The sequence below is a fragment of the Streptomyces sp. CNS606 genome (genome assembly GCF_000426325.1).
In genome coordinates, this window is the sequence record NZ_AUFD01000010.1 from 197,257 (window position 1) to 221,082 (window position 23,826).

Annotated in this window: 21 protein-coding genes; 1 reads left to right on the plus strand and 20 read right to left on the minus strand. The window is 68.5% G+C overall.

What is annotated here, in order from left to right; all coding sequences use genetic code 11:
* Positions 1–2: 2 nt before the first annotated feature.
* From rpsC to rpsJ, 8 genes are read right to left on the minus strand one after another with little or no spacing between them, the layout of a single operon-like run.
* Positions 3–839, minus strand: coding sequence for a 30S ribosomal protein S3 (gene rpsC, locus K304_RS0108490; RefSeq protein WP_027763392.1), 837 nt, complete (start codon positions 837–839; stop codon positions 3–5).
* The gene (gene rplV, locus K304_RS0108495; RefSeq protein WP_027763393.1) at positions 839–1,186 is read right to left on the minus strand and encodes a 50S ribosomal protein L22; all 348 of its coding nucleotides are present in this window, start codon (positions 1,184–1,186) and stop codon (positions 839–841) included. The genes rpsC and rplV overlap by 1 nt, the downstream gene beginning before the upstream one ends.
* A gap of 38 nt (positions 1,187–1,224) precedes the next feature.
* Entirely contained in the window at positions 1,225–1,506 is a 282-nt protein-coding gene (gene rpsS, locus K304_RS0108500; protein ID WP_023531022.1) for a 30S ribosomal protein S19, read from the minus strand.
* Between the two features lie 15 nt (positions 1,507–1,521).
* Positions 1,522–2,358 carry a 50S ribosomal protein L2 gene (gene rplB / locus K304_RS0108505; protein ID WP_027763394.1) on the minus strand — a complete coding sequence of 279 codons (837 nt, stop codon included), beginning with the start codon at positions 2,356–2,358 and terminating at the stop codon, positions 1,522–1,524.
* 46 nt (positions 2,359–2,404) lie between these two features.
* Positions 2,405–2,740: a 50S ribosomal protein L23 gene (gene rplW / locus K304_RS0108510; protein ID WP_023531020.1), complete on the minus strand. Its 336-nt coding sequence runs from the start codon at positions 2,738–2,740 to the stop codon at positions 2,405–2,407.
* Positions 2,740–3,402 (minus strand): 50S ribosomal protein L4, encoded by a 663-nt coding sequence (gene rplD / locus K304_RS0108515; protein ID WP_027763395.1) that lies wholly within the window; start codon positions 3,400–3,402, stop codon positions 2,740–2,742. Before rplD ends, rplW begins: the two co-directional genes overlap by 1 nt.
* A gap of 4 nt (positions 3,403–3,406) precedes the next feature.
* Positions 3,407–4,051 carry a 50S ribosomal protein L3 gene (rplC, locus tag K304_RS0108520; RefSeq protein ID WP_027763396.1) on the minus strand — a complete coding sequence of 215 codons (645 nt, stop codon included), beginning with the start codon at positions 4,049–4,051 and terminating at the stop codon, positions 3,407–3,409.
* Between the two features lie 14 nt (positions 4,052–4,065).
* Positions 4,066–4,374: a 30S ribosomal protein S10 gene (gene rpsJ / locus K304_RS0108525; protein WP_016909683.1), complete on the minus strand. Its 309-nt coding sequence runs from the start codon at positions 4,372–4,374 to the stop codon at positions 4,066–4,068.
* A gap of 562 nt (positions 4,375–4,936) precedes the next feature.
* Between rpsJ and K304_RS0108530 the strand changes: the two genes are divergently transcribed.
* Positions 4,937–5,677 (plus strand): hypothetical protein, encoded by a 741-nt coding sequence (locus K304_RS0108530; protein ID WP_037789592.1) that lies wholly within the window; start codon positions 4,937–4,939, stop codon positions 5,675–5,677.
* Between the two features lie 211 nt (positions 5,678–5,888).
* Here the strand turns inward: K304_RS0108530 and K304_RS0108535 are convergent, their stop codons facing one another.
* The 12 genes from K304_RS0108535 to K304_RS28050 form a co-directional block, all read right to left on the minus strand.
* Positions 5,889–7,127, minus strand: coding sequence for an alpha/beta fold hydrolase (locus K304_RS0108535; protein ID WP_027763398.1), 1,239 nt, complete (start codon positions 7,125–7,127; stop codon positions 5,889–5,891).
* 96 nt (positions 7,128–7,223) lie between these two features.
* Positions 7,224–7,781, minus strand: a complete 558-nt coding sequence (locus K304_RS0108540) for a YceI family protein (RefSeq protein WP_027763399.1) — start codon at positions 7,779–7,781, stop codon at positions 7,224–7,226.
* 192 nt (positions 7,782–7,973) lie between these two features.
* A complete protein-coding gene (tuf, locus tag K304_RS0108545; RefSeq protein ID WP_027763400.1) occupies positions 7,974–9,167 on the minus strand; it encodes an elongation factor Tu in 1,194 nt (397 codons plus the stop codon).
* A 219-nt stretch (positions 9,168–9,386) separates the two neighbouring features.
* On the minus strand, positions 9,387–11,510 hold the full coding sequence (fusA, locus tag K304_RS0108555; RefSeq protein ID WP_027763401.1) for an elongation factor G: 2,124 nt from the start codon (positions 11,508–11,510) through the stop codon (positions 9,387–9,389).
* A 41-nt stretch (positions 11,511–11,551) separates the two neighbouring features.
* A complete protein-coding gene (gene rpsG, locus K304_RS0108560) occupies positions 11,552–12,022 on the minus strand; it encodes a 30S ribosomal protein S7 (RefSeq protein ID WP_027738898.1) in 471 nt (156 codons plus the stop codon).
* Positions 12,023–12,024: 2 nt separating this feature from the next.
* A complete protein-coding gene (gene rpsL, locus K304_RS0108565; protein WP_003948652.1) occupies positions 12,025–12,396 on the minus strand; it encodes a 30S ribosomal protein S12 in 372 nt (123 codons plus the stop codon).
* A 283-nt stretch (positions 12,397–12,679) separates the two neighbouring features.
* The gene (locus tag K304_RS0108570) at positions 12,680–13,195 is read right to left on the minus strand and encodes a DUF1707 and DUF4190 domain-containing protein (protein ID WP_027763402.1); all 516 of its coding nucleotides are present in this window, start codon (positions 13,193–13,195) and stop codon (positions 12,680–12,682) included.
* A gap of 152 nt (positions 13,196–13,347) precedes the next feature.
* On the minus strand, positions 13,348–17,247 hold the full coding sequence (locus K304_RS0108575; RefSeq protein ID WP_027763403.1) for a DNA-directed RNA polymerase subunit beta': 3,900 nt from the start codon (positions 17,245–17,247) through the stop codon (positions 13,348–13,350).
* Between the two features lie 100 nt (positions 17,248–17,347).
* Positions 17,348–20,830: a DNA-directed RNA polymerase subunit beta gene (gene rpoB, locus K304_RS0108580; protein WP_027763404.1), complete on the minus strand. Its 3,483-nt coding sequence runs from the start codon at positions 20,828–20,830 to the stop codon at positions 17,348–17,350.
* A gap of 493 nt (positions 20,831–21,323) precedes the next feature.
* Positions 21,324–21,713: a 50S ribosomal protein L7/L12 gene (gene rplL, locus K304_RS0108585; RefSeq protein WP_027763405.1), complete on the minus strand. Its 390-nt coding sequence runs from the start codon at positions 21,711–21,713 to the stop codon at positions 21,324–21,326.
* 90 nt (positions 21,714–21,803) lie between these two features.
* Complete coding sequence (rplJ, locus tag K304_RS0108590) at positions 21,804–22,373, minus strand: 50S ribosomal protein L10 (protein WP_027763406.1); 570 nt, start codon at positions 22,371–22,373, stop codon at positions 21,804–21,806.
* A 413-nt stretch (positions 22,374–22,786) separates the two neighbouring features.
* The gene (locus K304_RS28050) at positions 22,787–23,722 is read right to left on the minus strand and encodes an SCO4651 family lipoprotein (RefSeq protein ID WP_051308128.1); all 936 of its coding nucleotides are present in this window, start codon (positions 23,720–23,722) and stop codon (positions 22,787–22,789) included.
* Positions 23,723–23,826 lie beyond the last annotated feature (104 nt).

The following is a 23,826-nucleotide window of genomic DNA, read 5'->3' on the forward strand; positions in this document are numbered from 1 at the left end:
GGTCAGCTCTCCTTTCCGGAAGCCGTGGGCTCCGCGGCAGCAGCGGCGGGAGCCGCAGCCTCGGCCGACTTCGGGGCCTCGGACTGCTGCGAGCTCTGCGGCCGGCGGCCGCGGCCGCCGCGCTCGCCGCCCCGGCGGGGACGGTCGCTGCCGCCACCGCGCGACGGGCGGTTGCCCGCACGGGCGGCGGCGTTCTCGGCGCGCACCTCGGCGATGTTCTTGACGTCACCCTTGTAGATCCACACCTTCACACCGATGCGGCCGAAGGTCGTACGGGCCTCGAACAGGCCGTAGTCGACGTTGGCGCGCAGGGTGTGCAGGGGCACCCGGCCCTCGCGGTAGAACTCCGAGCGGGACATCTCGGCGCCGCCGAGACGGCCACCGCACTGGATCTTGATGCCCTTGGCGCCGGCCTTCATCGCGGTCTGCATGCTCTTGCGCATCGCGCGGCGGAAGGAGACGCGGGAGGACAGCTGCTCGGCGACGGCCTGGGCCACCAGCTGAGCGTCCGTCTCCGGGTTCTTCACCTCGAGGATGTTGAACTGGATCTGCTTGCCGGTCAGCTTCTCCAGGTTGCCCCGGAGGCGGTCGGCCTCGGCGCCGCGGCGACCGATGACGATGCCCGGACGAGCGGTGTGGACGTCGACGCGCACGCGGTCACGGGTGCGCTCGATCTCCACCTTGGAGATACCGGCCCGCTCCATGCCCTTGGTGAGCATCTTGCGGATCGCGACGTCTTCCTTGACGTAGTCCTTGTAGAGCTTGTCGGCGTACCAGCGCGACTTGAAGTCGGTGGTGATGCCGAGGCGGAACCCGTGCGGGTTTACCTTCTGGCCCATTACCGGGTTCCTTCCTTGCTGCTGACGACCACCGTGATGTGGCTGGTCCGCTTACGGATCCGGTAGGCGCGGCCCTGGGCGCGCGGCCGGAACCGCTTCAGGGTCGGACCCTCGTCGACGAAGGCCTCGGAGATGAAGAGGCTGTCGACGTCCGTGTGGTCGTAGTTGTGCGCGGCATTGGCAATGGCGCTGTCGAGCACCTTGCCCACGGGCACGCTGGCGGCCTGCGGGGCGAAACGCAGGACCGCCTGAGCCTCCGTGGCACTCATGCCACGGACAAGGTCCACCACCCGGCGGGCCTTCATGGGCGTGACGCGCACATAGCGCGCGGAGGCCCTGGCTTCCATGGTTGTCCCTTCGGTGTCAGTCATGGTCGTCACCCCGGTCAACGACGCCGCGACTTGCGGTCGTCCTTGACGTGGCCGCGGAAGCTGCGGGTCGGGGCGAACTCGCCGAGCTTGTGGCCGACCATCGACTCGGTGACGAACACCGGGACGTGCTTACGGCCGTCGTGCACCGCGATCGTGTGGCCCAGCATCGCCGGGACGATCATCGAGCGGCGGGACCAGGTCTTGATGACGTTCTTGGTGCCTGCTTCGTTCTGCGTGTCCACCTTCTTGGTCAGGTGGTCGTCGACGAAGGGCCCCTTCTTGAGACTGCGCGGCATCGAAAACCCCGCCTCCTAGCGCTTCTTGTTCGTCTTGCGGCGGCGGACGATGTACTTGTTGCTGGCCTTCTTCGGCGAGCGCGTACGGCCCTCCTTCTGGCCCCACGGCGACACCGGGTGGCGGCCACCGGAGGTACGACCCTCACCACCACCGTGCGGGTGGTCGATCGGGTTCATGACCACACCGCGGACGGTCGGGCGGACGCCCTTCCAGCGCATACGGCCGGCCTTGCCCCAGTTGATGTTCGACTGCTCGGCGTTGCCGACCTCGCCGATGGTGGCGCGGCAGCGGACGTCGACCAGGCGGATCTCACCGGACGGCATGCGCAGGTGGGCCATGCGGCCCTCCTTCGCCAGCAGCTGCACGGACGCACCGGCGGAGCGGGCGAACTTGGCGCCGCCGCCGGGCCGCAGCTCGATGGCGTGGATGACCGTACCGACGGGGATGTTGCGCAGCGCCATGTTGTTGCCCGGCTTGATGTCCGCGCCGGGGCCGTTCTCGATCCGGGCGCCCTGCTTGAGGCCGGCCGGGGCGAGGATGTAGCGCTTCTCGCCGTCCACGTAGTGCAGCAGCGCGATGCGCGCGGTGCGGTTGGGGTCGTACTCGATGTGCGCGACCTTGGCCGGCACTCCGTCCTTGTCGTGACGACGGAAGTCGATCACGCGGTAGGCGCGCTTGTGGCCACCGCCCTGGTGGCGGACGGTCACACGACCGGCGTTGTTACGGCCGCCCTTGCTGTGCAGGGGGCGGACCAGCGACTTCTCCGGCGTGGACCGCGTGATCTCGACGAAGTCGGCGACGCTGGAGCCACGACGGCCCGGGGTCGTCGGCTTGTACTTGCGGATACCCATTTCTCAGTCCTCGGAAGATTCCGGACTTCAGGCGGTTCGGCCCCCGTTAGGAGACCGGGCCGCCGAAGATGTCGATGCGGTCGCCCTCGGCAAGGGTCACGATGGCGCGCTTGGTGTCGGCGCGCTTGCCGTAACCGGTGCGGGTGCGCTTGCGCTTGCCCTGCCGGTTGATCGTGTTGACCCCGGTGACCTTGACCGAGAAGACCGCCTGGACGGCCTGCTTGATCTGGGTCTTGTTGGCGCGCGTGTCGACGAGGAAGGTGTACTTGTTCTCGTCCAGCAGCGCGTAGCTCTTCTCCGAAACCACCGGCTTCAGCAGCAGGTCACGGGGGTCCGTGAACGTCTTGCTGGTGACGGCGGTCTGCTCGGTCGCCTCGCTCATCAGGCTTCGCTCCCTTCGAGCTCAGCCCCGGCAGCGGCCTTCTGCGGGCCGGCCACGAAAGACTCGAAGGCGGCCTTCGTGAAGACCACGTCGTCGGAGACGAGCACGTCGTACGTGTTCAGCTGGCCCGGCTCCAGGATGTGCACCTGGGGCAGGTTGCGGGCGGACAGCCACGCGGCCTCGTCGGCGCGCTCGGCGACCAGGAGCAGGTGCTTGCGCTCACTGACCTTGCCGAACAGCGTCTTGGCGGCCTTGGTGGAGACCTCGCCCTCGACCACGCCGGAGACGACGTGGACACGGCCGTGACGGGCCCGGTCGGAGAGGGCACCGCGCAGGGCGGCGGCCTTCATCTTCTTCGGGGTCCGCTGCGAGTAGTCACGCGGCTGCGGGCCGTGGACGACGCCACCGCCGGCGAACTGCGGCGCGCGGGTCGAACCCTGACGGGCGCGACCGGTGCCCTTCTGGCGGTACGGCTTCTTGCCACCGCCGCGGACCTCGCCACGGGTCTTGGTCTTGTGCGTGCCCTGGCGGGCCGCGGCCAGCTGCGCGACGACGACCTGGTGGATCAGCGGAACGCTGACCTGCGTGTCGAAGATCTCCGCGGGGAGCTCGACGGTGCCGGTCTTGTCGCCTGCCGGCGAAAGAATGTCAACGGTGCTCATTACCTCAAGCCCCCTTGGCCGCGGTACGGACCAGGACGAGGCCGCCGTTCGGACCGGGAACTGCGCCCTTGATGAGCAGCAGGCCCTTCTCCGCGTCAACGGCGTGGACGGTCAGGTTCTGGGTGGTGACCCGCTCGTTGCCCATGCGGCCCGCCATGCGCGTGCCCTTGAAGACACGGCCGGGAGTCGCGCAGCCGCCGATGGAGCCCGGCTTGCGGTGCACGCGGTGCGCACCGTGCGAGGCCTTGCCACCGCGGAAGCCGTGGCGCTTCATGCCACCGGCGAAGCCCTTGCCCTTGCTGGTGCCGGTCACGTCGACCTTGATGCCGGAGTCGAAGACCTCGGCGGTGACTTCCTGGCCCAGCGTGTACGCGCCGGCGTCGTTGGTACGGATCTCCACGAGGTGGCGGCGCGGGGTCACGTCGGCCTTCGAGAAGTGACCCTTGAGCGGCTTGTTCACCTTGCGGGGGTCGATCTCGCCGAAGGCGATCTGGACGGCGTCGTAGCCGTCCTTGTCGTTGGTGCGCACCTGGGTCACGACACAGGGGCCGGCCTTGACCACGGTCACGGGCACGACGCGGTTGTTGTCGTCCCAGACCTGGGTCATGCCGAGCTTCTCGCCCAGGACACCCTTGATCTGCTTGGTCATCACTACCGCGCCTCTCAGAGCTTGATCTCGATGTCGACGCCGGCCGGGAGGTCCAGGCGCATCAGCGAGTCAACGGTCTTGGGCGTCGGGTCGAGGATGTCGATCAGGCGCTTGTGGGTGCGCATCTCGAAGTGCTCGCGCGCGTCCTTGTACTTGTGCGGCGACTTGATGACGCAGTACACGTTCTTCTCAGTGGGCAGCGGCACCGGGCCCGCGACCGACGCACCAGTGCGGGTCACCGTCTCGACGATCTTCTTCGCCGAGTTGTCGATGACCTCGTGGTCGTAGGCCTTGAGCCGGATGCGGATCTTCTGTCCCGCCATGGCTACTTCGTAGTCCTTCTTCTCGTCACGCTCTGGAACCCCGGAGGTCGTCCGCTCCCCGCTCCCGCTCCTTGCGATTGCTCCTCCGCTCCGACCCACGCGGTCGGGCGTGTCGCAACCCTCCTCGTACGTCTCCACAGGAGAACGTCCTCGATGAAGGAGGGAGTCGGGGGAAGAGACCCACCGGGATGCCTGGTCGGAGCCCCTCCTGCACTTCCCGGAAGATTCCCGTACTTCCGCCCCTGACGAGGGGCGACGAGTACATCGGGACTCGCTTCCAGTCCTCCCGGCGGGAGGCGCACAGCATCGGCACTCAACCGAGCAACCGGAACAGTGTGCCATACCAGGCGGGGGCCATGCGAATCGGCGCCGGGCCCCGACCAGGCAGGTGACGAGGCCCACACGGGCGTTCGGACCCGGCCCTCGACCGCACGGTCCCGCACCGGTGCGGCGCACCCTCCGCACCCCCCGACACACACAGGAGGCGCGGCCCGGTTCCGGGCCTTTCCCCTTCCGCGCTGGTATGCGTGCCCTGCAGATGGGTCGTGGAGAGGTGGGCGGAATGTCCGGTGACTGGTGGATGCGCAACATCGTCGAGCCCGGCAAGCTGCCGCTGCTGCTGGCGCTGGTGACGTTCGTGCTCACCTTCGCCGTCACGCGGCTGGTGACCCGGATGATCCGCGCCGGGCGCGGGCCGTTCCGCAACGTCACGCCCGGCGGCATGCACATCCACCACGTCGTGCCCGGCATCCTGCTCATGACCGTCGGCGGCTTCACCGCCTTCGCCGGCGGGCGGCACGGCTGGGGCGCGGGCGTGGCCGCGGTGCTGTTCGGGATGGGCGCGGGACTCGTCCTGGACGAGTTCGCGCTCGTCCTGCACCTGGACGACGTGTACTGGAGCAAGGCCGGCACGCAGAGCGTCGAGGTCGTGCTCGTCACCTTCGCGCTGACTCTGCTGCTGCTCAGCGGCTTCTCCCCACTCGGTGTCGACAGCCTCGGCGACGACGAGGAGCAGAGCAGACTCGGGGCCGCGCTCACCGCGCTGGCGAACTTCGCGGTCGTGCTGATCGCGCTGGTCAAGGGCAAGACGTGGATGGCGCTGGTCGGGGTGCTGATCCCGCCGGTCGCCCTCTTCGGTGCGGTACGGCTCGCGAAGCCGGCCTCGCCGTGGGCGAAACGGCTCTACACGCGGCGGCCGCGCGCGCAGCGGCGCGCGGCCGAGCGCGCCGACGCCCACATGCGGCGCTGGGGCCCGCTGCGCCGCCGCATCGACTACCTCGTCGGCGGCGCCCCTTCCGCCTGACCGCGGCGCGGCCGGCGAGAGGCAGCGGCCCGGCGGGGGCCCGGGAGTCCCCGGCGCAAGGCTTGTCGCCGCGGTGCCCGCCGCCGTGCTGCGCACCCGTCCGTCCCCCCGCCGCGACGGCGCCCCGCCCCCGTGGCAAGCGTCCCGGCGGATCTCCGGCACCGGCCCCCGGCTCGTGACCGGAGTGCGGGCCAAGCCGCCGCACGGCGGCCTACGCGTGGCCGCGGGCCAGCGCGATGAGGCGGTCGAGGATGCGGGCGCCGTCGGCGCGCAGGCCGTTGTGCTCGTACTCGTTGGTGAGCCAGGGCCGCAGCGTCGGGATCAGCGCGGCCGTCTCCTCGGAGAAGGCACGGTCGACGTACGCGTCGTCCGCGTAGATCGCCGCCGCGCAGGGCACGTCGCAGTCGCGCAGCCGGTCCGGGTCGTAGAGCCGGGGCCACTCGTGTTCGGCGAGCAGGTCGGCGGCCTCCCGCAGCGGCGCCAGCTCGCGGTAGTCCTCGAACATCCACGGGTAGACGTGCTCGCCGGTGAACAGCGTGGTGTCGGCGGCGTACCCGGCGGGCAGGGTCCGCTCCGCGGACCACCGGGTGGCGTGCCCGTCGGCGTAGGACGACTCGTGGACGACCGCGTACAGCGGGTTCCGGCCGGAGAACGGCATCGCCGCAGCCACGTCGTGACGGAACGCCGCCGACGAGGGGTCACGTTCCAGCAGGTGGTGAAGACGCTCGGCGCCGTCGCCGGTGCCCAGCAGGTGGCCGAGCTGCCGGAAGCGCCGCGCGGTGAGCCGGTCGCCGTCCGGCAGCACGACCTCGCCGGCGTCCAGCCGCTCCGTCAGGGAGCGGACCCGGGCGCGGTCGCCCGGGTAGCGCCGGTAGTAGCGGGCGTTGCGCTCCCGCATCACCCGGTACGTCGCCGCGTACACCTCGTCGGGGTGGCGCCCCACGGGCGGCAGGCCGCCGGTGAAGTAGACCTCCCGCAGCGCCTCCGGCGCCACGCTGAGGTAGTGCAGGGCGCAGAAGCCGCCGAAGGACTGCCCGAGCAGGCTCCACCGGCCGACGTCCAGGTCGGCGCGGATCCACTCCGCGTCCTGGACGATCGCGTCGGCACGGAAGCGGGCGAGGTGTGCGGCCTGCTGCCGCGGCGACATGCCCGGCAGGCTCCCGACGGGCGTGGAGAGGCCGGTGCCGCGCTGGTCGAGCAGCAGGACGCGGTACTCGGGCAGCGCACGCCCGAGCCAGCCGGGGGCGGTGGGCGCGACGGTGGGGCGGGGTGCCTCCTGGCCCGGTCCTCCCTGGAGGTAGACCAGGTACGGCCGGTCACGCCCGTCCGGCGCGGCGACCTCGCGGGCGAAGACGGTGATGCGCTCGCCGTCCGGGTCCGCGTGGTCCAGCGGGACGTGGAACTCCAGCTCGGTCAGGACCATTCCGGGGACGTGGTGCGTGAGAGCCATGGGACCGATCCTCCCACCACGCCGGGGGCGCCGGGCGTACGGCCCGCCCGGTGGCCGCGCACCGGGCGGGGGCCCGTACGGCCGGGGCGGCGGGTGTCAGCCCTGCCGGACGGCCGACACCTCGAACTCGAGCGTGATCTTGTCGCTGACCAGGAAGCCTCCGGTCTCCAGGGCGGCGTTCCAGGTGATGCCGAAGTCCTGACGGTTGATCGTGGTACTGCCCTCCAGCCCGATGCGGCTGTTGCCGAAGGGGTCGGTGGCGTTGCCCTCGTAGGTGAAGGGGACGGTCACCGGCCGGGTGACGCCCTTGATCGTGAGGTCGCCCGTGACGTCGAAGGTGTCGTCGCCGGTCGGCCGCACGCCGGTGGAGCGGAAGGTGATCTCGGGGTACTGCGCCATGTCGAGGAAGTCGTTGCTGCGCAGGTGGCCGTCGCGGTCGGCGTTGCGGGTGTCGATGCTCTCGGCCTTGATCGTCAGCTCCACGGAGGACTCCTCCGGGTGCGCGCCGTCGATACGGGCGGTGCCGGTGAAGTCGTTGAACGCGCCGCGCACCTTGGTCACCATCGCGTGGCGGGCGACGAAGCCGATGCGGGTGTGGGCCGGGTCGAGGGTGTACGCGCCGGTGAGCCGGGCGCGGTCGTCGGTGACGGTCATGGTGGGGCCTCCGAAGGTCGTGGTCGTGCTCTCTGCACGCCACAACATGGTTGAAGGCTCAACTATTCCACCGGCGGGGAACCGTTTCCACCGGGACCACGACGTGCGGAAGGGCCCGCACGACAGACGTCGTGCGGGCCCTCCGTGCCGGCCGGAGCCGGCGAAGCGCTCACTAGGAGCAGGAGCCGAAGGTCACTTGTTGATCTTGGTGACCTGGCCGGCGCCCACGGTCCGGCCACCCTCGCGGATGGCGAACTTGAGGCCCTCCTCCATGGCGACCGGCTGGATGAGCTGGACGCTCATCTCGGTGTTGTCGCCCGGCATGACCATCTCGGTGCCCTCGGGGAGGGTCACCACGCCGGTCACGTCCGTGGTACGGAAGTAGAACTGCGGGCGGTAGTTGTTGAAGAACGGGGTGTGGCGACCACCCTCGTCCTTCGACAGGATGTACGCCTGCGCCTCGAACTCCGTGTGCGGGGTGACCGAGCCCGGCTTGATGATGACCTGGCCGCGCTCGACGTCCTCGCGCTTGATGCCGCGGAGGAGCAGACCGACGTTCTCACCGGCCTGGCCCTCGTCGAGCAGCTTGCGGAACATCTCGATACCGGTAACGGTGGTGGAGGTCTTCTCCTCCTTGATACCGATGATGTCGACGTTCTCGTTGACCTTGAGCACACCGCGCTCGATACGGCCGGTGACGACCGTACCGCGACCGGTGATGGTGAAGACGTCCTCGATGGGCATGAGGAACGGCTTGTCGGTGTCGCGCTCCGGCTCCGGGATCGCCTCGTCGACGGCGTGCATGAGCTTGACGACCGACTCGCCCCACTCCTTGTCGCCCTCGAGCGCCTTCAGCGCCGAGACCTTGACGACCGGGACGTCGTCGCCCGGGAACTCGTACTCGGAGAGCAGCTCACGGACCTCGAGCTCGACGAGCTCCATGATCTCCTCGTCGTCCACCATGTCGGCCTTGTTCAGGGCGACCACGATGTACGGAACGCCGACCTGGCGGGCCAGGAGCACGTGCTCCTTGGTCTGCGGCATCGGGCCGTCGGTGGCGGCGACCACGAGGATGGCGCCGTCCATCTGCGCGGCACCGGTGATCATGTTCTTGATGTAGTCCGCGTGACCCGGGCAGTCGACGTGCGCGTAGTGACGGTTCTCCGTCTGGTACTCGACGTGCGCGATGGAGATGGTGATACCGCGCTGACGCTCTTCGGGCGCCTTGTCGATGTTCTCGAACGCCGAAGCCTCGTTGAGGTCCGGGTAAGCGTCGTGCAGCACCTTGGTGATCGCCGCGGTAAGAGTGGTCTTACCGTGGTCGATGTGACCGATGGTGCCGATGTTGACGTGCGGCTTAGTCCGCTCGAACTTCGCCTTCGCCACTGGGGTCCTCCTGTGGACTGGTGCTGTACGCCCACCACGCTCTGCGGTGGGGTTCAGGTGGTCGTACCGAACCGGTCAGGACCCCGAGGGGGACGCCCTTGACCGTTTCGTCTTCTGGGCGGGGCTCCGGGGCCCGTCCCAGATCCTGCGGATCTGGGACGGTATGCCCCGAATGCCTTTGCTCCAGCCTAATGGGTGAGTGCAGCCGGCGAACCGGAGTTACTCGCCCTTGGCCTTCGCGATGATCTCCTCGGCGACGTTCTTGGGAACCTCACCGTAGGAATCGAACTGCATCGAGTACGCGGCACGACCGGAGGTCTTGCTGCGCAGGTCACCGACGTAACCGAACATCTCCGAGAGCGGCACCAGGCCCTTGACGAGCTTGGCGTTGCCCCGGTCCTCCATGGACTGGATCTGTCCACGGCGGGAGTTGATGTCACCGATCACGTCGCCCATGTAGTCCTCGGGCGTGGTGACGTCGACGGCCATCAGCGGCTCGAGGAGGGCCGGGGAGGCCTTCCGTGCGGCCTCCTTGAAGGCCATCGAACCGGCGATCTTGAACGCCATCTCGGAGGAGTCGACCTCGTGGAACGCGCCGTCGAGCAGGGTGACGCGCACGCCGGTGAGCGGGTAGCCCGCCAGCACGCCGAACTCCATGGCCTCCTGGCAGCCCGCGTCCACGGACGGGATGTACTCCCGCGGGATACGGCCACCGGTGACCTTGTTGACGAACTCGTAGCCGTCGCCCTCGAGGGGCTCGAGCTGGATCTGCACCTTCGCGAACTGGCCGGAACCACCAGTCTGCTTCTTGTGCGTGTAGTCGTGCTTGTCGACGTTCCTGCGCAGCGTCTCGCGGTAGGCCACCTGCGGCTTGCCGACGTTGGCCTCGACCTTGAACTCGCGCTTCATACGGTCGACCAGCACGTCGAGGTGCAGCTCGCCCATACCCGCGATGATGGTCTGGCCGGTCTCCTCGTTCGTCTTGACCTGGAAGGACGGGTCCTCCTCGGCCAGACGCTGGATCGCTACGCCCAGCTTCTCCTGGTCGCCCTTGGACTTCGGCTCGATGGCGACCTCGATCACCGGGGCCGGGAAGTCCATGGACTCGAGGATCACGGGGTTGGACGCGTCGCAGAGCGTCTCACCGGTGGTGGTCTGCTTCAGACCCATGACGGCGACGATGTCGCCGGCACCCACCGATTCGATCTCCTCACGCTTGTTGGAGTGCATCCGGTAGATCTTGCCGATGCGCTCCTTCTTGCCCTTGAGCGCGTTCAGCACCTGCGTACCGGTGTCCAGGCGACCCGAGTACACGCGGATGAAGGTGAGCTTGCCCAGGTGCGGGTCGCTCGCGATCTTGAACGCCAGGGCGGCGAACGGCTCCTCCTCCGAGGGCTTCCGCTTCAGGACCTCGTCCGGGTCCTTCACGGAGTGGCCCTCGATGGCCTCGACGTCCAGCGGCGACGGCAGGTAGCTGCACACCGCGTCGAGCAGGGGCTGCACGCCCTTGTTCTTGAACGCGGTACCGCAGAACACCGGGGTGACGGTGATGGTGCCCTCGGCGCCGGTGGAGGCGAGGGTGACACGGCGGATCGCCGCGATGAGCTGCTCCTGGGTGGGCTCCTGGCCCTCCAGGTACAACTCCATCATCTCCTCGTCGTTCTCCGCGACGGCCTCGAGCAGCTTCCCGCGCCACTCCTCGGCGGCCTCGGTGTGCGTGTCGGGGATGTCGACCACGTCGTAGGCCTCGCCGAGCTTGGTCTCGGCGGACCAGACGAGCGCCTTCATCTGCACCAGGTCGACGACGCCCTTGAAGTCCGCCTCGGCGCCGATCGGCAGCTGCATGACCAGCGGAACCGCACCCAGGCGGCTCTCGATCATGTCGACGCAGCGGTGGAACTCCGCACCGGTGCGGTCCAGCTTGTTGACGAAGCAGATCCGCGGGACGCCGTACCGGTCGGCCTGACGCCACACGGTCTCGGACTGCGGCTCGACGCCGGCGACACCGTCGAACACCGTCACGGCACCGTCGAGCACGCGCAGGGACCGCTCCACCTCGACGGTGAAGTCGACGTGCCCGGGGGTGTCGATGATGTTGATGGTGTGGTCGATGTCGTTGAGCGGCCAGTGGCAGGTCGTCGCGGCGGACGTGATGGTGATGCCGCGCTCCTGCTCCTGCGCCATCCAGTCCATCGTGGCAGCGCCGTCGTGGACCTCACCGATCTTGTAGCTGACGCCGGTGTAGTACAGGATCCGCTCGGTGGTGGTCGTCTTGCCCGCGTCGATGTGAGCCATGATCCCGATGTTGCGGACCTTGGCCAGGTCAAGTGAAGTGGTAGCCATAAGGCTTCAGTCTTCTCTCGGTCTCTCGATGGGGTCTGCGACTACCAGCGGTAGTGCGCGAAGGCCTTGTTGGACTCGGCCATCTTGTGGGTGTCCTCGCGCTTCTTCACGGCGGCGCCGAGCCCGTTGGAGGCGTCGAGCAGCTCGTTCATCAGACGCTCGGTCATCGTCTTCTCGCGGCGGGCGCGGGAGTAACCCACGATCCAGCGCAGCGCGAGGGTGGAGGAACGGCCGGGGCGGACCTCGACCGGAACCTGGTAGGTGGCGCCACCGACACGACGGGAGCGGACCTCGAGGGTCGGCTTGACGTTCTCGAGCGCGCGCTTGAGCGTGATGACCGGGTCGTTGCCGGACTTCTCGCGCAGACCCTCCATGGCGCCGTAGACGATGCGCTCGGCGGTGGAACGCTTGCCGTTCAGCAGCACCTTGTTGATCAGGGAGGTCACCAGAGGAGAGCCGTAGACCGGGTCGATGATGACCGGGCGCTTCGGGGCGGGGCCCTTACGAGGCATGCTTACTTCTCCTTCTTGGCGCCGTAGCGGCTGCGAGCCTGCTTGCGGTTCTTGACGCCCTGCGTGTCGAGGGAGCCGCGGATGATCTTGTAGCGAACACCCGGCAGGTCCTTCACACGGCCGCCGCGCACGAGCACGATGGAGTGCTCCTGCAGGTTGTGGCCCTCACCCGGAATGTAGGCGGTGACCTCGATCCCGCTGGTCAGTCGCACACGAGCGACCTTGCGCAGGGCCGAGTTCGGCTTCTTCGGGGTGGTGGTGAAGACACGCGTGCAGACGCCGCGGCGCTGAGGCGAACCCTCCAGTGCGGGCGTCTTGTTCTTCTCGACCTTGTCCTGCCGGCCCTTGCGGACCAGCTGCTGGATCGTAGGCACAGATTCTCCGTTTTCTGTGTGCCGTCTCGGTAAAGCTAACCTGGAACACTTCTCCGACCCACGCGGTCGGGTGTGTCGGGGCCTGCACAGCCCCCCGCCTGCGAAAACGTGCCACGAGCGGGACTTCCCTTACGGGAGGAGCGTGCAGACACCGGTATCCGACGTCACCCGTTCCTGGCGTCGATGCGCGCAGGAAGGGCAGGGGATACCCCAGGCACAAGGTCAGAGCCTACCTACCGCGTCCGCACCGGTCAAAACAAGTACCCGCGCGGCCCCCGGGCGATCAATCGGCGGCGATGCCGATGAGGATCAGCAGCACGAAGCAGACCCCGATCCAGCCCAGGACCAGCCCCGCGACGGCCCAGCCGTCGCCCCGCTCCCCCGTCCGCCGGATCTCCGCCCTGGCCTTGTGCCCGAGGATCACCGCGGGGACGCCGGTGAAGCCGGCGCTGAAGGGCGCGAGCAGACCGCACACCAGCGAGCCGATCGCCGCGCCGTTGGCGGGCGGCTGCGCGTACGGGACGGGCGGCGGGTACGGGGACGCGGGCGGCCCGAAGCCGCGGTACGCCGGATACCCCGGGAACGGCCCCGGGAAGGGGCGCGGCTGCTGGAACACCGCCGGCACGCCACCGGGCCCCTGCGGCAGGTCCGCGGCGAGCAGCTGGAGCTCCTCGACGGTGCGCGCGGCAAGCGCCCGGGCGGCCCGCTGGTCGTGCTCCTCGCGGGTCAGTCGACCCTCGGCATAGGCGGCGCGCAGCACGTCGACCGTCCGCTCCCGGTCTGCGTTTCCAGCCAGCATCTTCCGACCTCCCCGTGGCCCCTCCCGCACGCGTGCGACGGGAGGTGACAACCATCATCCAGGACGCGGGCCCCGCGCGTACAGTTCCCCCCGCACATGCCGCAGGGCGGCCACCCCCGAGGGGTGACCGCCCTGCGCGACGTACGACGCCGTCAGCCGGTGTACGGACCGTAGTCGTAGTCCTCCAGCGGAACGGCCTGGCCGGAGCCGGTGCCGAACGGCGAGTAGTCGATGTCGTCGTAGCCGACGGCCGAGTACATCGCGGCCTTGGCCTCCTCGGTCGGCTCGACCCGGATGTTGCGGTAGCGGGACAGGCCCGTACCGGCCGGGATGAGCTTACCGATGATGACGTTCTCCTTGAGGCCGATCAGGGAGTCCGACTTGGCGTTGATCGCCGCGTCGGTCAGAACCCTGGTCGTCTCCTGGAAGGACGCCGCCGACAGCCACGACTCGGTGGCCAGCGAGGCCTTGGTGATGCCCATCAGCTGCGGACGGCCGGAGGCCGGGTGGCCGCCTTCCGTCACGACCCGACGGTTCTCGCCCTCGAACTTCGTCCGCTCGACCAGCTCGCCCGGCAGCAGCTCCGCGTCGCCGGACTCGATGATCGTCACCCGGCGCAGCATCTGCCGGATGATGATCTCGATGTGCTTGTCGTGGATCGACACGCCCTGCGAGTTGTAGACCTTCTGCACCTCGTTGACCAGGTGGACCTGGACGGCGCGCTGCCCGAGGATGCGCAGCACGTCGTGCGGGTTGGTCGCACCGACGGTCAGCGGCTGGCCGACGGCCACGTGGTCGCCCTCGGACACCTTCATGCGAGCACGCTTGGAGACCGGGTAGGACGTCTCGTCGGAGCCGTCGTCCGGCGTGACCACGACCTTCTTGGTCTTCTCGGTCTCCTCGATCCGCACCCGGCCGGCCGACTCGGAGATCGGCGCGACACCCTTCGGCGTACGGGCCTCGAAGAGCTCGACGACACGCGGCAGACCCTGCGTGATGTCGTCACCGGCCACACCACCGGTGTGGAAGGTACGCATCGTGAGCTGGGTGCCGGGCTCACCGATGGACTGGGCCGCGATGATGCCGACGGCCTCGCCGATGTCCACCAGCTTGCCGGTCGCCAGCGAGCGGCCGTAGCACATGGCGCAGGTGCCGACCTGGGACTCGCAGGTGAGGACCGAGCGGGTCTTGACCGTGGAGACGCCGTGCCGCACGAGCTCGTCGATGAGCACGTCGCCGAGGTCGGTGTTGGCCGGGGCCAGCACCTTGCCGTCCACCGCGACGTCCTCGGCCAGGGCACGCGCGTACACGCTGGTCTCGACGTCCTCGGCCTTGCGCAGCACGCCGTCCTCGCCGGTGGCCGCGATCTCCAGCTTGAGGCCGCGGTCGGTGCCGCAGTCCTCCTCGCGGATGATCACGTCCTGCGAGACGTCCACCAGACGACGGGTCAGGTAACCCGAGTCGGCGGTACGCAGCGCGGTGTCGGCCAGACCCTTACGGGCACCGTGCGTGGAGATGAAGTACTCCAGCACGGACAGGCCCTCGCGGAAGGACGCCTTGATCGGACGCGGGATGGTCTCGTTCTTGGCGTTGGACACCAGACCGCGCATGCCGGCGATCTGGCGCATCTGCATCATGTTTCCTCGAGCGCCCGAGTCGACCATCATGAAGATCGGGTTGGTCTTCGGGAAGTTCTCGTTCATCGCCTCGGCGACCTCGTTGGTCGCCCGGGTCCAGATCGAGACCAGCTCGTTGGAACGCTCGTCCTTGGTGATCAGGCCGCGCTCGTACTGCTTCTGGACCTTCTCGTCCTGAGCCTCGTACGACGCGATGATCTCCTTCTTCGCGGCCGGGACCACGACGTCGGAGATCGCGACCGTCACACCGGAACGGGTCGCCCAGTGGAAACCGGCGGACTTGAGGTTGTCCAGCGCCGCCGCGACGATCACCTTGGGGTAGCGCTCGGCCAGGTCGTTGACGATCCCGGAGAGCTGCTTCTTGCCCACCGTGTAGTCGACGAACGGGTAGTCCTCCGGCAGCAGCTCGTTGAAGAGCGCGCGGCCCAGCGTCGTCCGCAGCCGGAAGCTGTCACCCGGCTGGTACTCGGGCTCGCCCTCCTCCGGCGTGGGCGGAGTCCAGCCGCGCGGCGGCAGCGTCCCGACCGGGAAACGGATGTCGACCTTCGCCTGGAGCGAGAGCTCGCGGGCGTCGAACGCCATGATCGCCTCGGCGACCGAGTTGAACGACCGGTCGTCGCCGATGGTCTTGCGCTGCTCCTCGTCGGTCGTGAGGAAGAACAGCCCGAGCACCATGTCCTGGGTGGGCATGGTCACCGGACGGCCGTCGGCCGGCTTGAGGATGTTGTTCGAGGACAGCATCAGGATGCGGGCCTCGGCCTGCGCCTCCGCGGACAGCGGCAGGTGCACGGCCATCTGGTCGCCGTCGAAGTCCGCGTTGAACGCGGTGCAGACGAGCGGGTGGATCTGGATGGCCTTGCCCTCGACCAGCTGCGGCTCGAAGGCCTGGATGCCGAGGCGGTGCAGCGTCGGCGCACGGTTCAGCAGCACCGGGTGCTCGGCGATGACCTCTTCCAGCACGTCGTACACGACCGTACGGCCGCGCTCGACCATGCGCTTCGCCGACTTGATGTTCTGCGCGTGGTTCAGGTCGACCAGGCGCTTCATCACGAACGGCTTGAAGAGCTCCAGCGCCATGGCCTTCGGCAGACCGCACTGGTGCAGCTTGAGCTGCGGGCCGACGACGATCACGGAACGGGCCGAGTAGTCGACGCGCTTGCCGAGCAGGTTCTGCCGGAAGCGGCCCTGCTTGCCCTTGAGCATGTCGGACAGCGACTTCAGCGGACGGTTGCCCGGGCCGGTGACCGGCCGGCCGCGGCGACCGTTGTCGAACAGCGCGTCGACGGCCTCCTGCAGCATCCGCTTCTCGTTGTTCACGATGATCTCGGGCGCGCCGAGGTCCAGAAGCCGCTTGAGGCGGTTGTTCCGGTTGATGACGCGGCGGTACAGGTCGTTCAGGTCGGAGGTCGCGAAGCGGCCACCGTCCAGCTGCACCATCGGACGCAGGTCCGGCGGGATCACCGGGACGCAGTCCAGCACCATGCCCTTGGGGCTGTTGCTGGTCTGGAGGAAGGCGGAGACGACCTTGAGGCGCTTCAGCGCACGGGTCTTCTTCTGGCCCTTGCCGGTACGGATGATCTCGCGGAGGCGCTCGGCCTCCTCCTCCAGGTCGAAGGTCTCCAGCCGCTTCTGCAGCGCGGCGGCGCCCATCGAGCCGTCGAAGTAGGTGCCGAAGCGGTCGCGCAGCTCGCGGTAGAGCAGCTCGTCGCCCTCGAGGTCCTGCACCTTGAGGTTCTTGAAGCGGTTCCACACCTCGTCGAGGCGGTCGATCTCGCGCTGCGCGCGGTCGCGGAGCTGCTTCATCTCGCGCTCGGCGCCCTCGCGCACCTTGCGGCGCACGTCCGCCTTGGCACCCTCGGCCTCGAGCTCGGCCAGGTCGGCCTCCTGCTTCTTGGCCCGGGCCTCCAGGTCGGCGTCACGGCGCTGCTCGATCTGCTGGCGCTCCACGCCGACGTGCGCCTCCAGCGAGGGCAGGTCGCGCGTACGGCGCTCCTCGTCCACGTACGTGATCATGTACGCGGCGAAGTAGATGACCTTCTCCAGGTCCTTCGGAGCGAGGTCCAGCAGGTAGCCCAGCCGGGACGGCACGCCCTTGAAGTACCAGATGTGCGTGACGGGGGCGGCCAGTTCGATGTGGCCCATCCGCTCGCGGCGCACCTTGGCGCGGGTGACCTCGACACCGCAGCGCTCACAGATGATGCCCTTGAAGCGGACGCGCTTGTACTTGCCGCAGTAGCACTCCCAGTCCCGGGTGGGGCCGAAGATCTTCTCGCAGAAGAGCCCGTCCTTCTCCGGCTTGAGGGTGCGGTAGTTGATGGTCTCCGGCTTCTTGACCTCGCCGTGCGACCACTGACGGATGTCGTCAGCGGTGGCCAGGCCAATTCGCAGTTCGTCGAAGAAGTTGACGTCGAGCACTCTCGTCAATCCCTCTCAGGGTTCGTCTGAAAGATCAATGGTCTGAACGGGGGTCCGGGGTGGGTGCCGGGGGCCCGCCGAAGCGGGTCCCCGGCCCCCGTCAGACCTCTTCGACGCTGCTCGGCTCGCGCCGGGACAGGTCGATACCGAGCTCTTCCGCGGCGCGGAAGACGTCCTCGTCGGTGTCACGCATCTCGATGGACATGCCGTCCGAGGACAGCACCTCCACGTTGAGGCAGAGCGACTGCATCTCCTTGATGAGCACCTTGAAGGACTCGGGGATGCCCGGCTCCGGGATGTTCTCGCCCTTGACGATGGCCTCGTAGACCTTCACGCGGCCGGTGACGTCGTCGGACTTGATGGTCAGGAGCTCCTGGAGGGCGTACGCGGCGCCGTACGCCTCGAGCGCCCACACCTCCATCTCACCGAAGCGCTGACCGCCGAACTGGGCCTTACCACCCAGCGGCTGCTGGGTGATCATGCTGTACGGACCGGTGGACCGGGCGTGCAGCTTGTCGTCGACCAGGTGGTGCAGCTTGAGGATGTACATGTACCCGACCGAGATCGGGTCCGGGAACGGCTCGCCGGAGCGGCCGTCGAACAGGTTGGCCTTGCCGGAGGGCTGGACCATGCGCTCGCCGTCGCGGTTCGGGATCGTGGACTCGAAGAGACCGGCGATCTCGTCCTCGCGGGCGCCGTCGAAGACCGGGGTCGCGACGTTGGTGCCCGCGGCGACCTCGTCCGCACCGATGGACTTCAGGCGCTCCATCCACTCCTCGCTGCCCTCGACCTTCCAGCCCTGCGACGCGAGCCAGCCCAGGTGGATCTCCAGGACCTGGCCCGGGTTCATCCGGGACGGGACGCCGAGCGGGTTGAGGATGATGTCGACGGGGGTGCCGTCCTCCAGGAACGGCATGTCCTCGACGGGCAGGATCTTGGAGATGACGCCCTTGTTGCCGTGGCGGCCGGCGAGCTTGTCACCGTCGGTGATCTTGCGCTTCTGCGCGACGTAGACGCGGACCAGCTGGTTCACGCCCGGGGGCAGCTCGTCGCCCTCCTCGCGGTCGAAGACGCGGACGCCGATGACCTTGCCGGTCTCGCCGTGCGGCACCTTCAGCGAGGTGTCGCGGACCTCGCGGGCCTTCTCGCCGAAGATCGCGCGCAGCAGGCGCTCTTCCGGGGTCAGCTCGGTCTCACCCTTGGGGGTGACCTTGCCGACGAGGATGTCGCCCGCCTCGACCTCGGCGCCGATGCGGATGATGCCGCGCTCGTCGAGGTCGGCCAGGACCTCCTCGGAGACGTTCGGGATGTCCCGGGTGATCTCCTCCGGGCCCAGCTTGGTGTCGCGGGCGTCGACCTCGTGCTCCTCGATGTGGATCGAGGAGAGGACGTCGTCCTGCACCAGACGCTGGGAGAGGATGATCGCGTCCTCGTAGTTGTGGCCCTCCCACGGCATGAACGCGACCAGCAGGTTCTTGCCGAGCGCCATCTCACCGGCCTCGGTGGACGGGCCGTCGGCCAGCACCTGGTCGACGACGACGCGCTCGCCCTCGTCGACGAGCACCTTCTGGTTGAAGGAGGTGCCCTGGTTGGAGCGGGAGAACTTGGCGATGCGGTACGTGGTGTACGTGCCGTCGTCGTTGGCCACCGTGATGTAGTCGGCGGAGACCTCCTGGACGACACCCTCCTTCTCGGCCTTGATGACGTCGCCGGCGTCGACCGCGCAGCGGTACTCCATGCCGGTGCCGACCAGCGGCGACTCCGCCTTGATCAGCGGCACGGCCTGGCGCATCATGTTCGACCCCATGAGCGCGCGGTTGGCGTCGTCGTGCTCGAGGAAGGGGATCATGGCGGTCGCGACCGACACCATCTGGCGCGGCGAGACGTCCATGTAGTCCACGTCGTCGCCGGGAATGAGGTCGACCTCGCCGCCGCGGCGGCGGATCAGCACGCGGTCCTCGGCGAACCGCATCTCCTCGTTCAGCGGCGCGTTCGCCTGCGCGATGACGAAGCGGTCCTCCTCGTCGGCGGTGAGGTAGTGCACCTCGTCGCTGACGACGCCGTTCTCCACCACGCGGTACGGGGTCTCGACGAAGCCGAACGCGTTGACCCGGCCGTAGGAGGCCAGCGAACCGATCAGGCCGATGTTCGGACCCTCGGGGGTCTCGATCGGGCACATGCGGCCGTAGTGCGACGGGTGCACGTCGCGGACCTCGAAGCCGGCCCGCTCACGGGACAGACCACCCGGGCCCAGCGCCGACAGGCGGCGCTTGTGGGTCAGACCCGACAGCGGGTTGGTCTGGTCCATGAACTGGGACAGCTGGCTGGTGCCGAAGAACTCCTTGATGGAGGCGACGACCGGCCGGATGTTGATCAGGGTCTGCGGCGTGATCGCCTCGACGTCCTGGGTGGTCATCCGCTCGCGGACGACGCGCTCCATGCGGGCCAGGCCCGTACGGACCTGGTTCTGGATGAGCTCGCCGACGTTGCGCAGGCGGCGGTTGCCGAAGTGGTCGATGTCGTCGGTCTCGACGACGATCTGGTCGCCCTCGGCGGAGACCGTCTCCTCCTCGCCGGCGTGCAGCTTGACCAGGTACTTGATGGTGGCGATCACGTCGGCGGTGGTGAGCACGCCGGAGTCGAGCGGCTCGTCGCCGCCCAGCTTCTTGTTGATCTTGTACCGGCCGACCTTGGCCAGGTCGTAGCGCTTCGGGTTGAAGTAGAGGTTCTCCAGCAGCGTCTGCGCGGCCTCGCGGGTCGGGGGCTCGCCCGGACGCAGCTTGCGGTAGATGTCGAGCAGCGCGTCGTCCTGGCCCTGGGTGTGGTCCTTCTCCAGGGTGGCGCGCATCGACTCGTACTGGCCGAACTCCTCGAGGATCTGCTCGTTCGTCCAGCCGAGCGCCTTGAGCAGCACGGTGACCGACTGCTTGCGCTTGCGGTCGATGCGGACGCCGACCATGTCGCGCTTGTCGATCTCCATCTCCAGCCAGGCACCCCGGGACGGGATGATCTTGGCGGAGAAGATGTCCTTGTCGGAGGTCTTGTCGATCGAGCTGTCGAAGTAGACGCCCGGCGAGCGCACCAGCTGCGAGACCACGACACGCTCGGTGCCGTTGATCACGAAGGTGCCCTTGTTGGTCATGAGCGGGAAGTCGCCCATGAAGACCGTCTGGGACTTGATCTCGCCGGTCTCGTTGTTGGTGAACTCGGCGGTGACGAAGAGCGGCGCGGCGTAGGTGAAGTCGCGCTCCTTGCACTCGTCGATCGAGTTCTTCGGAGGCTCGAAGCGGTGATCGCGGAAGGTCAGCGACATCGACCCGGAGAAGTCCTCGATCGGGGAGATCTCCTCGAAGATCTCCTCCAGACCGGACTTGGTGGGGACGTCCTGACCACTGTCCAGCGCGGCCTCGACGCGACCCTTCCAGGCGTCGTTGCCGAGGAGCCAGTCAAAGCTCTCGGTCTGCAGCGCAAGAAGGTTCGGAACCCCGAGGGGCTCCTTGATCTTCGCAAAGGAGATTCGCAGCGGGGCGGTGCCGACGGCGGTGTTCGAATGGGAGGTCGAGGCGTTGCGCGAGGCGGCCAAGAGGGGGTCCTTCCGAGGGCTCGGACTCACTACGCGCATACCGGTGCCCCTGGTGACGGGCAGGGAGCATCTAACAGGCAGCGCAAAGGGTCAGTGTAGCCAAACGGCCCACTGATGTCCAGAGCGGTTCTCCGGAGAACGGCGCAGTGCCACTCTCCCCCTCTCTCGTTGTGCTGTCACAGCGCCGGGGGCACCCTCCGGCCCTCGGAGGCGACGGGTGCTCTCGGCGCATCACCATGCTTCCCGCTCCGTCACCGATCCATGCCTCGGAACCTGGATCGGTGTGACGACGCGACCCGAGAATTGCGCGCTGCGTGCCATTCGTCAAGGCCCCCTCGGCGCCCCCTCGGCAGCGGTGATCACCATACCCGCCCGTTTCGGAAGGGCAAGGAACCCGTCCCGGCACGGCCGAAGGGCGACCACCCGTTCGGGTGATCGCCCTTCGGAACGGCACGTTCAGACGTACCGCGAAAGAGTCAGCAGACTCGTGAGGTCACTTGACCTCGACGGAGGCGCCGGCGCCCTCGAGGGACTCCTTGGCCTTCTCCGCGGCGTCCTTGGCGACCTTCTCGAGGACCGGCTTCGGGGTGCCGTCCACGAGCTCCTTGGCCTCCTTCAGGCCGAGCGAGGTGAGCTCGCGCACGACCTTGATGACCTGGATCTTCTTGTCGCCGGCGCCGGTGAGGACGACGTCGAACTCGTCCTGCTCCTCGACGGCCTCGGCGGCGCCGCCACCCTGGCCGGGGGCCGCGACGGCGACGGCGGCCGGGGCGGCGGCCTCGACGTCGAACTTCTCCTCGAACTTCTTCACGAAGTCGGAGAGCTCGATGAGGGTCATCTCCTCGAACTGCGCGAGCAGGTCTTCCTGGCTGAGCTTCGCCATGGTGGCGGTCCTTCCACTAGTTCGGCGGGTGCCGGTTGTCTTGCGATATCGGCGGGCGTACTCGGGGCCCGCTGCGACCGTGCGGAGGTGTTACTCCGCGTCGGCCTCGGCGGGAGCCGGCGTGCCGGCACCGCCCTGCTCGACCTTGTCGCGAAGGGCGTCCGCGGTGCGGACCATCTTCGTGAGCGGGGCCTGGAAGGTCGCCGCGGCCTTGGCCATGGACGCCTTCATGCCACCGGCCAGCTTGGCGAGCAGCACCTCGCGGGGTTCGACGTCCGCGAGCTTGTTGAGTTCGGCGGCGCTCATCGCGCCGCCGTCCACGATGCCGCCCTTGATCACGAGAGCGGGGTGGTCCTTGGCGAAGTCGCGCAGACCCTTCGCCGCCTCGACCGGGTCACCGGTCACGAAGGCGACGGCCGACGAGCCCGTGAAGTACTCGTCGAGCTCGTTGATCCCGGCCTCGTTGGCCGCGATCTTGGTCAGCGTGTTCTTCACCACACGGTACTGAGCGTTCTCACCGAGAGAACGGCGCAGGTCCTTGAGCTGCGCCACGGTGAGACCGGTGTACGCGGTCACGACCGCCGCGTTGGAGTCGCGAAAACGGTTCGTGATCTCCTCGACGGCTGCGACCTTGTCGGGTGCGACCTGGTCCCTCGCCATGAGCCTCGGCCTCCTTCCGGGTGATGAGGACCGCGCGGAAGGGGCTGGGAATGCGAAACGCCCCGGGCGCAGGCGCACGGGGCGAGGCTCGACCGGATGACACGCACTCGATGCGCACGCCGACCGGGAGCTCTTCCAGTTCACCTACGCGGGTCGCCCGCAGCTAGCGGATCCTTCGGCCGTGCGCCCTCGTGTGGGCGCACCGCAACCAGCGGTCTTTGGCTTCCGCGTCAGATTACGCGGGCGCCCCCTGCACAGGCAAATCGGCTCTGCGACAGGCCGGAGACGGCGGGAGAGACGCCAGGGCGCCTCTCCCGCCGGACGGGCCGGCTCTCCCGCCGGACGGGCCGGCTCTCCCGCCGGTGGGCGGCGAACCCGCCGGGGACGGGCTCCGGAGCCCTCTGCGGCGTCCGTCACATGCCGGTGCCGGCTCCCGCGGTGCTGCCGGCTCCCTGGAGCTCCTCCAGCATCTTCATCAGGTCGACGGTCTCGGAGGCCGGCGGGGCGTCCACCGAGACGTCGGCGCCGAAGTCGCTCATCTTCTGCGTCATGTCGACGGTGCCCTCGGGGGTCTCCATGCCGACATCGATGCGCACCGGGAGGTCCTCCTCGTTCACCCAGGCCTCGATGCGGTACTCCTCGATCCCGGAGGCCTCCAGCTGGTCGAGAAGCTGCTCGCGCTCCTTCTCCTCCAGCACCTCGAGCGACTTGTTCGCCTCCAGTGCCTCCTTGATCGTCAGCGAACCCGTGTAGTGCCGGGTGGCGACGCCGTCGACCTTCTCCTCACCGGCGAACTTCACGTTCGGGGAGTCCAGCAGCATGCCCATCTGCTGGGCCGGGCTCTGGCCCAGGTTGTCCAGGCCGGAGGTCATGGCCTCGGCCATCTCGGGGTCCTCCGCGGACTCCGCGACCGCGCCCAGGTCGATCTTCATCCACCGCTTGCCCTCCATGTCGGCGGCAGCGGCCTCGCCCATGTCCATGTACATGGCGTCGTCCAGCCAGATCACCCGGCTGCCGCCCGCCCCGCCGGCGCCGGCCAGTTCGCCGCCGGTCATGGTCATGTCCATCGCGTACGGGTCCCAGCCCATGACGCCGTTCATCTCCATGGTGCCGCCGGCCTGGCCGGGCAGGGTCATCTCCATCGAGACCTTCGCGGACTTCGCCTCACTGGTCTTCCGCGTGGACGCGGTCATGACCGCGATCGCGGAACGTGAGTCGGTCTGCTGCGAGACCTTCTCCTCCCCCGCCTTGCCGGCGTCGTCCGACTTCTCCCCGCCGGTGCAGGCGGTGAGCGTGGCCGCCATGGCCACGCTCACGGTCGCCAGGACGGCCTTGCGGAACGCGCGCATCCCCAACCCCCACTGTTTCTTCATATGTTCGGTTGGCACACATGGTACGGCGCCGGGCCCCGCCCTCCGAACGGAGAGCGGGGCCCGGCGCCGTGTGCGTCCAC